At 43.9% G+C, this 11,175-nt stretch carries 10 protein-coding genes; 7 read left to right on the top strand and 3 right to left on the bottom strand.

The genetic code is table 11. The annotated features are described in order from the left end of the window. Nucleotides 1–23: 23 nt before the first annotated feature. Nucleotides 24–647, bottom strand: a complete 624-nt coding sequence (locus EAH57_RS05140) for a TetR/AcrR family transcriptional regulator (RefSeq protein WP_121929107.1) — start codon at nucleotides 645–647, stop codon at nucleotides 24–26. Nucleotides 648–811: 164 nt separating this feature from the next. Here EAH57_RS05140 and EAH57_RS05135 point away from each other — a divergent pair, with 164 nt between their 5' ends. The 6 genes from EAH57_RS05135 (at nucleotide 812) to EAH57_RS05110 (ending at nucleotide 8,498) form a co-directional block, all read left to right on the top strand. Further along, a complete protein-coding gene (locus EAH57_RS05135) occupies nucleotides 812–1,912 on the top strand; it encodes an efflux RND transporter periplasmic adaptor subunit (RefSeq protein ID WP_121929106.1) in 1,101 nt (366 codons plus the stop codon). A gap of 2 nt (nucleotides 1,913–1,914) precedes the next feature. Beyond that, nucleotides 1,915–5,043, top strand: coding sequence for an efflux RND transporter permease subunit (locus EAH57_RS05130; protein WP_121929105.1), 3,129 nt, complete (start codon nucleotides 1,915–1,917; stop codon nucleotides 5,041–5,043). 131 nt (nucleotides 5,044–5,174) lie between these two features. Continuing rightward, the gene (locus tag EAH57_RS05125) at nucleotides 5,175–5,552 is read left to right on the top strand and encodes a hypothetical protein (protein ID WP_121929104.1); all 378 of its coding nucleotides are present in this window, start codon (nucleotides 5,175–5,177) and stop codon (nucleotides 5,550–5,552) included. Between the two features lie 144 nt (nucleotides 5,553–5,696). Beyond that, nucleotides 5,697–6,812 (top strand): molecular chaperone DnaJ, encoded by a 1,116-nt coding sequence (dnaJ, locus tag EAH57_RS05120; RefSeq protein ID WP_121929103.1) that lies wholly within the window; start codon nucleotides 5,697–5,699, stop codon nucleotides 6,810–6,812. Between the two features lie 115 nt (nucleotides 6,813–6,927). Next, nucleotides 6,928–7,749 carry a 4-hydroxy-tetrahydrodipicolinate reductase gene (gene dapB, locus EAH57_RS05115; protein WP_004673634.1) on the top strand — a complete coding sequence of 274 codons (822 nt, stop codon included), beginning with the start codon at nucleotides 6,928–6,930 and terminating at the stop codon, nucleotides 7,747–7,749. A 98-nt stretch (nucleotides 7,750–7,847) separates the two neighbouring features. Next, a complete protein-coding gene (locus tag EAH57_RS05110) occupies nucleotides 7,848–8,498 on the top strand; it encodes an START domain-containing protein (RefSeq protein ID WP_121929102.1) in 651 nt (216 codons plus the stop codon). A gap of 42 nt (nucleotides 8,499–8,540) precedes the next feature. Here the strand turns inward: EAH57_RS05110 and EAH57_RS05105 are convergent, their stop codons facing one another. Then, nucleotides 8,541–9,728, bottom strand: a complete 1,188-nt coding sequence (locus EAH57_RS05105; RefSeq protein WP_121929101.1) for an MFS transporter — start codon at nucleotides 9,726–9,728, stop codon at nucleotides 8,541–8,543. A 181-nt stretch (nucleotides 9,729–9,909) separates the two neighbouring features. On the opposite strand from EAH57_RS05105, the gene EAH57_RS05100 reads away from it, so the two are divergent. Next, the gene (locus EAH57_RS05100) at nucleotides 9,910–10,812 is read left to right on the top strand and encodes a LysR substrate-binding domain-containing protein (protein WP_121929100.1); all 903 of its coding nucleotides are present in this window, start codon (nucleotides 9,910–9,912) and stop codon (nucleotides 10,810–10,812) included. Here EAH57_RS05100 and EAH57_RS05095 read toward each other — a convergent pair. Further along, a complete protein-coding gene (locus tag EAH57_RS05095; protein WP_121929139.1) occupies nucleotides 10,760–11,170 on the bottom strand; it encodes a hypothetical protein in 411 nt (136 codons plus the stop codon). The two genes, EAH57_RS05100 and EAH57_RS05095, sit on opposite strands and share 53 nt — an antisense overlap. Nucleotides 11,171–11,175 lie beyond the last annotated feature (5 nt).

Below are 11,175 nucleotides of genomic sequence, written 5' to 3'. Positions count from 1 at the left end.
ATGCAAAGAAATGTGAAAATTATCTAAATTTTAGCTTGATATTTAAGCAGAAAAAGTGCGATTGCTTGTTGAATGCTCTGATCGATTTCAGTGATTGTGGGTACTGCGTCTAAGCCCAATAAAACTCGATGGTGGCGTGTGCCTAACATCAGTGACAAGATTAATTCTGTTTGCGCAAGCGGTTCATCTGCTTGAATGAATTTAAGCGCGATGGCTTGTTGAAAAAAATCACACCAGACATTGCACATGCGCGTATGTGAGGCATCAAAAAATTGTTGCGTTAATGGACTCTGCTCAGCGGCAAGCTCAAACAGAACCCGATCGAGTTTCAGTGCTTCTGGTAAATAAATAATACTTAAAGCACGATGACACATTACATACAGCGCTTGTTCAAAGTTGGTTTCAGCGGTCAGTATAAATTCTTTGGCACAAATCGATTCTTCACAGCTTTCTTCAATTGCACAAATAAACAAGTTGGCTTTATCTTGGAAGTGATTATATACCGTGAGTTTGGTCACTCCTGCTTCTTTGGCGATTTGGTTCATATTGGTGGCGTGATAGCCCGATTTTAAAAAAATAGATTTCGCAGCCTGTAAGATTTTGGCTCTTTTCTCTAAATCTTTAGGACGGCCACTGGTAATTTGCACGTTATCGTTCTCTTTTAATTTAATTAAAAATCAAATTGCTAGATTTAATTTTTAATTAGTGTACTCACGGGTATATTAATTAAAAATTAAACAATTTATGATGGTTGCTGTCAATAGACTTTATTGTGCCTTAAAAAATCAATTTGAATAAGAGCGAAACAGAGATGAATCTGCTAAATCATGTAATTGTGGGGTTGCTTGTCCTCAGCAGTGTCACTTTATCAGCCTGCCAAAAAGAAGTTCCCAAGACGGAGGAAATTCCTTATGTCATGGTGACGCAACCAAGTCGTAATCATACCGATCAAAAAAGCTATGCAGGTGATGTGCAGGCAAGACAACAAACCGCATTGGCGTTCCGTGTTGGGGGACAAGTAACGGAGCGTTATGTGGATGTGGGGGATCGGGTCAAGGTTGGGCAAGTCTTAGCAAAACTCGATGTAAAAGATGCGCAATTACAAATGAACGCAGCTAAGGCACAATTGCAAAGTGCACAGGCAGCAGCCAAAATTGCCGCTGAAGAATATCAACGTTATCAACAACTGTTACCTGTCAATGCCGTCAGTCGCTCACAATTTGATGCTATAAAAAATCAACATGAATCAGCGCAAGCGAACTTACAACAAGCTCGCTCGAACTACCAAGTTTCTGCCAATCAAACGGGATATAACCAGCTCATCTCTAATAAAAATGGCGTCATTACCGAGCGTCAAATTGAAACGGGACAAGTGGTCGCCGCAGGACAGGCGGCCTATCAGTTGGCGATTGATGGCGAACGTGAGGTGGTTTTTGGTGTGCCTGAACAAGCAGTGAGTGACATCAAAATCGGTCAAGCGGTTTGGGTAACCTTATGGTCTCAGCCAGAAGCTCGTTTTGCTGCAAAAGTTCGTGAAGTTTCACCTGCAGCGGGTCAATCACGGACATTTACAGTCAAAGTTTCACTCCTAGAAGGTCAGTCCAGTATTCAGTTGGGACAAAGTGCCCGCGTATTTTTTGTCAGTCAGGACAGCAATGTTTTGAGTGTGCCGTTGTCGAGTGTCACCGCGAAAGATCAGCAAGCCTATCTATGGGTGGTCAATGCCAATCAAACCTTACGCAAAGTTCCTGTGACCTTAGGCACCTATGGGCGTGACAGTGTACCGATTTTGTCTGGTTTAAAAGCAACTGATTGGGTGGTGGTCGGGGGCGTACATTTGTTACGTGACCAGCAAAAAATTCACCCGATTGATCGTGAAAATCGTGAAGTTATCATCAAAGCGGGAGGTTAATCATGAAATTTAACCTTTCGGAATGGGCCTTAAAGAATAAAGGGATTGTGCTGTACTTTATGCTGCTATTGGGCATTATCGGTGTGATGTCTTATTCCAAACTGTCGCAAAGTGAAGACCCGCCGTTTACCTTTAAAGTGATGGTGGTACAAACTTTTTGGCCTGGGGCAACCGCCAAAGAAGTCTCAACCTTAGTCACAGACCGTATTGAAAAAGAATTGATGACCACAGGTCAGTATGACCGCATCATGGCTTATTCACGTCCTGGAGAGTCCTTGGTGACCTTTGTGGCGAAGGACAGCCTGCCATCAAGTCAAATTCCTGATGTTTGGTATAACGTGCGCAAGAAGGTCAATGACATACGTTCGGAACTGCCCAGTGGTGTGCAAGGCCCTTTTTTCAATGATGAGTTCGGTGATACCTTCGGCAATATCTATGTGCTGACAGGCAAAGACTTTGATTATGCCGTCATGAAAGAATATGCCGACCGTTTACAACTGCAATTGCAACGGGTCAAGGATGTGAGCAAGGTCAATTTGGTCGGCTTGCAAGATCAACGCATTTGGATTGAATTGTCCAATACCAAAGCCGTACAACTGGGTGTTCCTGTCACTGCGATTCAGGAGGCGATTCAAAAACAAAATGATATGGCCAGTGCAGGTTTCTTTGAAACAGGCACAGATCGTATCCAACTTCGAGTCAGTGGACATTTACATAGCGTCGATGATTTGAAAAAAATGCCGCTGTTGGTGGGTGATAAAACCATTCAATTGGGCGATGTAGCAGATGTATACCGCGGTTTCAGCGAACCTGCTCAGCCAAGAATGCGTTTCATGGGCGAAAATGGTATTGGGATTGCGGTCTCGATGCGTAAAGGCGGCGATATTATCGCACTCGGTAAAAATCTAGAAACTGAATTTACCCAGCTACAAAAAAGTCTACCTTTAGGTATGAAACTGCAAAAAGTGTCAGACCAACCCGTGGCAGTGCAACGTAGTATTCACGAATTTTTAAAAGTGTTGGCTGAAGCGGTAATTATCGTTTTATTGGTCAGTTTCTTTTCCTTGGGTTTCCGTACGGGTTTAGTGGTTGCACTGTCGATTCCTTTAGTTCTTGCGATGACTTTTGCAGGAATGTCTTTATTTGATGTCGGGTTACATAAGATTTCGCTTGGTGCATTAATTCTTGCATTGGGGCTGTTGGTGGATGATGCCATTATCGCGGTTGAAATGATGGCGATTAAAATGGAGCAGGGCTATAGTCGACTCAAAGCCGCAGGCTTTGCATGGCAAAGCACAGCCTTTCCAATGCTGACAGGAACACTGATTACCGCAGCAGGTTTCTTACCGATTGCGACAGCGCAATCAGGTACGGGCGAATACACACGCTCCATCTTCCAAGTGGTGACCATTGCATTGGTGGTGTCATGGATTGCAGCGGTTTTATTTGTACCCTACTTGGGTGAAAAATTACTGCCCGATTTTAGCAAGCAACAGCAAAAAGCTGCATGGTATCTACGCTTATGGGCGAGATTGCGGAAACAGCCTGCACCTGTGGTACAGGCACATGTGGGGCATCATGATCCATACCAAACTAAGTTTTATCAGTCTTTCCGACATGTGGTCGAAATCTGTATTACCTATCGTAAGACTGTGATCGCCATTACCGTTGGGATTTTTGTGCTGTCGGTGATGATGTTTAAACTGGTTCCCCAACAGTTTTTCCCGCCGTCAAACCGTGCGGAAATTTTGGTGGATTTAAAACTGGAAGAGGGTGCTTCACTGACGGCAACAGAACAAGCTGTGCAAAAGGTGGAGCAATTTTTATCTAAACAAGATGGGATCGATAATTATGTGGCCTATGTCGGCACAGGTTCACCACGCTTTTATCTTCCTTTAGACCAACAATTACCGCAAGCCAGCTTTGCTCAGTTTGTGGTATTGGCTTCCTCTTTGGATGATCGGGATGAGATTCGCCGTTCTTTAGAGACACAAATTAAAGCTTTATTGCCTCAGGTACGGACGCGTGTTTCTTTATTGGAAAATGGTCCGCCAGTAGGCTATCCATTGCAATACCGTATCTCGGGTGAGGATTTGGGCACGGTACGTCAATGGGCGCAGCAGGTTTCTAAAGTCGTGAGCGAAGATCCAAATACCACCAATGTCCATTTGGATTGGGGTGAGCCAAGCAAAATCATTGCAATTGAAATTGACCAAGATCGTGCACGGCAATTGGGCGTTTCTAGTGTTGATTTAGCCAACTTCTTGAATGCCTCGATAACGGGTACCGTCATGAATCAATATCGTGAAAAACGAGAATTGATTGAGATTCGTTTGCGTGGGGATCAAACTGAGCGTGCAGAAGTGGCTTCTTTGGCCAGTTTGTCGGTTCCAACCAGCAATGGTACGACTGTGCCATTGGCACAAATCGCGCAAATTGAATCACGTTTTGAAGAAGGTTTAATTTGGCATCGTAACCGCCTGCCAACTATTACGGTACGGGCTGATATCCGAACCCAGTTACAACCTGCAACTGTGGTTCAACACTTGGCTGATCCGATGCAGGCGATACGTGCAGAGTTACCAAGTGGCTATCTGCTCGAGGTCGGTGGAACGATAGAAGAGTCTGCACGCGGCCAAAGTTCCGTCAACGCGGGTATGCCATTATTCTTGGCGGTGGTGATGACGCTCTTGATGATTCAGTTACGCAGTATGTCTCGGGCAACCATGGTGTTACTGACCGCACCGTTGGGTTTGATCGGGGTGGTGGCTTTTCTATTATTGTTCAATAAACCGTTTGGTTTCGTTGCGATGCTAGGTACGATTGCACTTTCTGGAATGATCATGCGAAATTCGCTGATTCTGATTGATCAAATTGAGCAAGACATACAAGCAGGGCACGCTGCATGGGATGCCATCATTGGTGCCACCATGCGTCGTTTCCGCCCAATTGTGTTGACTGCACTGGCTGCAGTACTGGCGATGATTCCATTATCTCGGAGTATTTTCTTTGGTCCAATGGCGGTTGCGATTATGGGTGGATTGATTGTTGCGACTTTACTGACCTTATTTTTCCTACCTGCACTATACGCAGCATGGTTTAAGGTCAAGAAAGAAGCACATCTACCATAATTATTTTAAGAATAGAGGTGCGAAATATTGAAAATTTCAATATAGTAGCACCTATATTTAAGACCAAAAAATAATGGAATTCCATTGCATGGCTGATTTGGCAAAATGTGATGAATGAGGTGAGATAGCGCATGGGGCAAGGTAATATTGAGCAGCATCGCCGTTACGTGGCGATTTCTTACGTGTTCATGTTTCTTGCATTATTTACAATCGTGTTTGCCGCTTTTGCCTATGTGTTAGCGCGAAAGGTTGCAGTTGTGGATAATGCTGAGGTGTGGATACATGCGCACGCACTTTGGATTATGCGTAATGTGCTGCTATTTATTTTAATGGCCTTATTTGCAGCGCTATGGTTCATCCCATTGTTCTTTTTTGCCTGGGATAGCACACTGTGGGTCACCGCGATGACGGTAACTGGTGTGGTCTTTAGCGCAATTGCATGGTTATTTTTATTGAATGCATGGCTTAAAGGTATTGCTAAGTACTTTAAAAATAAAGCTGTTTTCTAATTTTGTATTTTTTTTATTGTATTAGACCTTGTAAAGATATCGTATAGCCCCTATTAAGGCTCTGTTGGCTTTTATAAATAAAATGTCAGCAGAGCCTATTTGTTTGTAGAAATTGAATCAATTCCGTGAGGAGCACCGCCAACCATGGCTAAACGTGATTATTATGAGGTTTTAGGCGTTTCGAAAACCGCAGGTGATGATGAGATCAAAAAAGCCTATCGTAAGTTGGCGATGAAGTATCACCCAGACCGTAATCCAGACAACCCTGAAGCTGAAGACAAATTTAAAGAAGCTTCTGAAGCTTATGAAGTGCTTTCCGATAGTGAAAAGCGCAGCATGTATGATCGTGCTGGACATAGCGCTTTCGAAGGTGGCTTCGGTGGTGGCGGTGGTGGTTTCGGCGGATTTAGCGCAGAGGATATTTTTAGCCAGTTTGGCGATATTTTTGGTGGTGCTTTTGGTGGCGGCGGTCGTCAACAACAGCGTCAACGTCGTGGTTCAGACCTTCGCTATGTCATGGAACTCACCCTTGAAGAAGCGGTTAAGGGCATTAAAAAGACCATTACCTTTACTGCGCCAGCTCCATGTGATGTTTGTGATGGCAAAGGATCTAAAAACCCAAATGATGTAGAAACGTGCCGTACCTGTAACGGTGCGGGTCAAGTGCGTATGCAGCAGGGTTTCTTCTCTGTTCAACAAACCTGTAGCACTTGTCGTGGTCAAGGTAAAATCATTAAGAATCCGTGTCATGCATGTCATGGCTCAGGTGTTGCTGATCGTCAGCAAACCCTTGAAGTGACCATTCCTGCAGGAGTGGACAATGGTGATCGCGTACGCTTAACTGGTAAAGGTGAAGCCATTCGTGATGGTCAGTCAGGTGATTTGTACGTTGAAGTTGTGGTACGTGAACACGAAATCTTCCAACGTGATGGCGCTGATCTGTATATGGATGTTCCTGTCAGTATCGCGGATGCTGCTTTGGGTAAAGAGCTTGAGATTCCAACTCTTGACGGTCGTGTCAGCCTAAAAGTTCCTGAAGGTACGCAAACGGGTAAAATGTTCCGTTTACGCGGCAAAGGTGTTCGCCCAGTGCGCAGCAGTATGCAGGGTGATTTACTGTGCCGTATTGTGATTGAAACGCCTGTGAACTTAACCAGTCGTCAGCGTGAGTTGTTAAAAGAATTACAGATTTCTTTTGATGGTGAAGACAGTACTTCTTCTCCAAAGAAAAAATCATTCTTTGATCGTTTATTTGATTAATCGACATCAACAGAAAAAACCTGCTTCGGCAGGTTTTTTTGTGGGAATTTTTTAGCGGAACGATAGAGTTTTGCTATAGTAGCGACATTGTTTAAATAAAAGACTGGGAAAAATTATGTCAACTTCTCCTCGCATAGGAATCTTGGGTGCAGGCGGACGCATGGGGCGTATTCTGATTCAAGCTGTGCAACAAGCAGGCTATCAACTTGCAGCCGCAGTTGAGCGTCCTGAAAGCAGCTTGGTCGGTGCGGATGCAGGTGAGCTTGCAGGTGTAGGCAGCATCGGTGTCAAGGTGGTGGGAAGTTTGAGTGAAGTTTTAAAAGACTGTGACGTGGTGATCGACTTTACCGCACCTGTGGCAACCGAACAGCATCTCAAATTATGTCGTGAAGCAGGCGTTGCGATGGTGATTGGCACTACAGGCATGTCGGATGAACAGAAGGCATTTTTAGACGAATCAGCGACACAAACTCCTGTTGTTTATGCTGCCAACTACTCTGTTGGGGTCAACGTTTCAATTAAACTATTGGAATTGGCGGCTCAAGTGTTTGGTGATACTGTCGATATCGAGATTATTGAAGCGCATCATCGTCATAAAGTCGATGCACCTTCTGGTACTGCATTTATGATGGGTGAGGCAATTGCGGATACCTTAGGGCGTAACTTAAAAGAAGTTGCGGTCTATGGTCGTGAAGGTTATACCGGTCCACGTGATCGTCAGACCATTGGCTTTGAAACCATTCGTGGTGGGGATATCGTGGGTGAGCATACGGTCATGTTTATTGGTGAAGGTGAGCGTGTTGAAGTGACGCATAAAGCCACCAATCGTATGAACTTTGCCTCTGGTGCTGTACGTGCTGCTGCATGGGTGGTGGGACGTGAAGCACGTAAATATGATATGAAAGATGTTTTAGGTTTTAACGATATTCAAGTATAAAATCTTACTTTTTTGCACTATAAAAAGAGCTTGTTGAGCTTTGCATCCAGAGCAAAGTGCAGCAAGTTCTCACCATCATTAAAACAATTGAGCATGACATGAATAAAAAACATATTGTTCTTGCTGCGCTACTGAGTGCCACCAGCGTAGTTGTAAGTGCGACAACAGAAACTGCAAAACTTAGCCTACATCGCAATGATATTAAGGTTTGGACCTATCAAACAGAAAATAATCCTGTGTTTCAATATAAAGCTGAAACCACTTTTGATGTACCGCTAGAGCGTGCGGTGGCGGTGGTGTTGGATGTGGAGCGCGCCCCGAAATGGGTACCTTATGTCGGTAAAGCACAACTGTTGTCTCGTGACGAGAAAAAAGGTGAATTTATTCTGTATATGGTGCTGGATTTCCCCTTTCCGCTCAAAGACCGTGATGTGGTGATTAAAGGCAAAATGAGTAAAAATGCGGATGGTAGCATTAGTATTAAGAATCAAGCGATTAAGTATGATTATCCTGAACAGCCTGACATTATCCGCTTGAGCCGCTATGAGGGTGATTGGACTTTTCAGAAAGTCGCGGAAAATAGAGTCAAAGTTTCCACCAGTGGTTATGCTGATCCAGCAGGGGCGATTCCGTTGAGTTTTGTCAATATGTTTGTACAGCAACAGCCTTATCAAATGCTGATGAAAATGAAAAAAGAAGTGCATCATCCATTATATAAACAACCGAAATTACCTGATTTGTTGAAATAAAAAATGCCTGATTTAAAACATAAATCAGGCATTTTTTTTAATTTAAACTTGAGGGCATTGTTGATACTGAGCGTTGTGTTTGCGTGAGAGTTTGATTTGAATGAACACCAAGATTAAACCAATGCCTGCTAATACTGCACCAATCATGGAAACCGCTGCATAGTTTAAGCCGAGACTGAGTACCATCCCACCTGCGGCCGCACCAATGGCATTGCCCAAATTAAATGCGCCAATATTAACTGAAGATGCGAGTCCTGATGCTTCATGGGCAACGGACATTACCCGCATTTGTAAGGGTGGAACAATCGCAAAGGCTGCTGCACCCCAAACCACCAAACCAATCGCAGCACCTAGCTGAGTTTGTGCGAGGATCGGGAAAATGAGCATCAGTACGATCAATAACAGCAAGAAGCCAATTAAGGTCTTATCAATCGATAAATCAGCAAATTTACCGCCGAAATGATTACCCACTGAGAAACCAATCCCGATTAGGACCAGCATCATGGTAATAAAGAATGGTGATGCTTGAGTGAACTCAACTAGACTTGGCGCGATATAGGTATATAGGGTAAACATCGCTGAAGCCCCAAACACGGTTGTGAGCAATGCCAATACCACTGGGAGTCGACTTAGCACGCTGAGTTCCATTTTTATATTGGGTTTTTGTCCAACAGAGCCAACAGGCAGGGCTTTCCAGAGCGATAACATGGTGATAACGCCGAGTACAGAAATCGCAAGGAAAGACATTCGCCAACCGATATTTTGCCCCACCCACGTCGCAAGTGGTACACCTCCAATATTGGCAATGGTCAGTCCCATGAACATGGTTGCAACCGCACTGGCCTGTTTATGTGTTGGAACGACACTCGCGGCAACCACGGAACCAATGCCGAAGAATGCGCCGTGATTCAGACTGGTGATCAGGCGTGCGCCCATAAGACTCATATAGTTCGGAGCAAACGCTGCGATCAGATTACCGATGGTAAAAATTGCCATCAACAGAATCAGGGCATTACGACGAGCAAAGCCACCGAACCACAAGGTCATGATCGGCGCACCAAGCATCACGCCCAATGCATAACCTGTAATCAGCATGCCTGCTCTGGGGATGGACACGCCAAGATCGTTGGCAATATTGGGCAATAGCCCCATAGGCGAGAACTCTGTCGTACCGATTGCGAATGCACCAATCGCCAGTGCCAGTAAAGGAAGATTAATGCGACTGCTCATATTATTGGTCCCATTCAAATTCAAAATTAAATGGAGAAATTGGCATCGTGTTCACCTCATCTTATTTTGCTCAACTGAGCGTATTTAGTTTATAGGTGCAATTTTGCGATGATTATTGTTGCTAAAAAATAGAGGAATTTGCAAAATATAGTTGATTAATTATCAATAATTGAGCGTTGCAATGAAATCAACAATAGAGGAATTGGTTGCTTTTATTAGTATTGTGGACACGGGTTCTTTTATTGCCGCCGCAGAAAAATTAGGGCAGACCTCATCTGGGCTGAGTCGTTCGTTAAGCCGTTTAGAAGCAAAACTAGAAGTGACTTTAGTCGAGCGAACCACACGTAAATTAAAACTTACCCAAGAAGGGCAGCAGTTTCTCGATCATGCCCGTAAAATTCTCAATGACTTAAATGCCGCGGAAGAAGCCTTACAAAAATCAGATCAGGCGACCTCTGGTTTGATACGGATTGATTCGGCGATGCCTTTTATCTTGCATGTGATTGCACCCTTAGTGCAGGGTTTTAGACAGCGTTATCCCAATATTGAAATAGAACTAAACAGCAATGATTTGGTCATTGATCTACTTGAACATAAAGCCGATGTGGCATTCCGTTTCGGTGAACTCCATGATTCAAGTCTACATGCCAAACTGGTGTGTAAAAGCCGAGTCTATATTGTTGCTAGCCCTGAGTATCTAAAACGTAAAGGCAGACCAGATCAGCCAAAACAACTATCCGATCATGATCTCATCGGCTTTACTCGTCCTGCTTATATCAATACATGGCCAATTAAAGTGGATAATGCGTATTTCTTGGCGCAAGCTCAAATGAAGGCGTCTAGTGGGGAGACCGTACGACAATTATGCTTGCGTGGGCAGGGAATCGCACGGCTATCAGAATATGAGATATGGAAAGATCTAAAAGAAGGTCGTTTAGAAGCGCTATTTGAGGATCAAATTGAGCATTCATACCAAAGCATCCATGCAGTTTATTATCAACAAGAACATTTGCCGAAGCGTGTCCGTTTATTTATTGAGTTTTTGACTGAGCAATTAAGTCAGGGCTTTTCGGTTTGCCAATAGCCTCATTCTGAAGCTGTACATTCAAGACTGGAACTAATGTACCTTTGTCTTGAATGACTGAAACCATGATCTGCTGATTTTTTAAAGTACATTCAAGTTCAACGGTAGGCAAATATACACCCGACAAAATCAGCCCATTTTCATTGGGTTTTTTATAGGTCAATTTGAGCGTACTTTGTTGCTCATGGGTCGCGGCTTGTTCGAGTTTCCAAAATTCATAGCTCTGCTGGTTTTGTGTGGTTAAATACCCCTCAGCAAGTCTTTTACAGACCTGTTGCTGTTGAAAAGCATTCTGATCGGTAAATTGGCAGCCCGTGAATAGGACGCTACATACTATAAATAAGAGTTTATTTTTCATTGCCT

It is taken from the genome of Acinetobacter sp. 2JN-4 (assembly GCF_003687745.1).
GTDB lineage: Bacteria > Pseudomonadota > Gammaproteobacteria > Pseudomonadales > Moraxellaceae > Acinetobacter > Acinetobacter halotolerans.
The sequence above is the reverse complement of the archived record's forward strand: the minus strand, read 5'-3'. Positions and strand labels throughout refer to the sequence as shown.

Coding starts and splice junctions, on each gene's coding strand:
- EAH57_RS05135 (WP_121929106.1), top strand. CDS start 812: ATGAATCTGCTAAATCATGTAATTGTGGGGTTGCTTGTCCTCAGCAGT.
- EAH57_RS05130 (WP_121929105.1), top strand. CDS start 1,915: ATGAAATTTAACCTTTCGGAATGGGCCTTAAAGAATAAAGGGATTGTG.
- EAH57_RS05125 (WP_121929104.1), top strand. CDS start 5,175: ATGGGGCAAGGTAATATTGAGCAGCATCGCCGTTACGTGGCGATTTCT.
- dnaJ (WP_121929103.1), top strand. CDS start 5,697: ATGGCTAAACGTGATTATTATGAGGTTTTAGGCGTTTCGAAAACCGCA.
- dapB (WP_004673634.1), top strand. CDS start 6,928: ATGTCAACTTCTCCTCGCATAGGAATCTTGGGTGCAGGCGGACGCATG.
- EAH57_RS05110 (WP_121929102.1), top strand. CDS start 7,848: ATGAATAAAAAACATATTGTTCTTGCTGCGCTACTGAGTGCCACCAGC.
- EAH57_RS05105 (WP_121929101.1), bottom strand. CDS start 9,728: ATGAGCAGTCGCATTAATCTTCCTTTACTGGCACTGGCGATTGGTGCA.
- EAH57_RS05100 (WP_121929100.1), top strand. CDS start 9,910: ATGAAATCAACAATAGAGGAATTGGTTGCTTTTATTAGTATTGTGGAC.
- EAH57_RS05095 (WP_121929139.1), bottom strand. CDS start 11,170: ATGAAAAATAAACTCTTATTTATAGTATGTAGCGTCCTATTCACGGGC.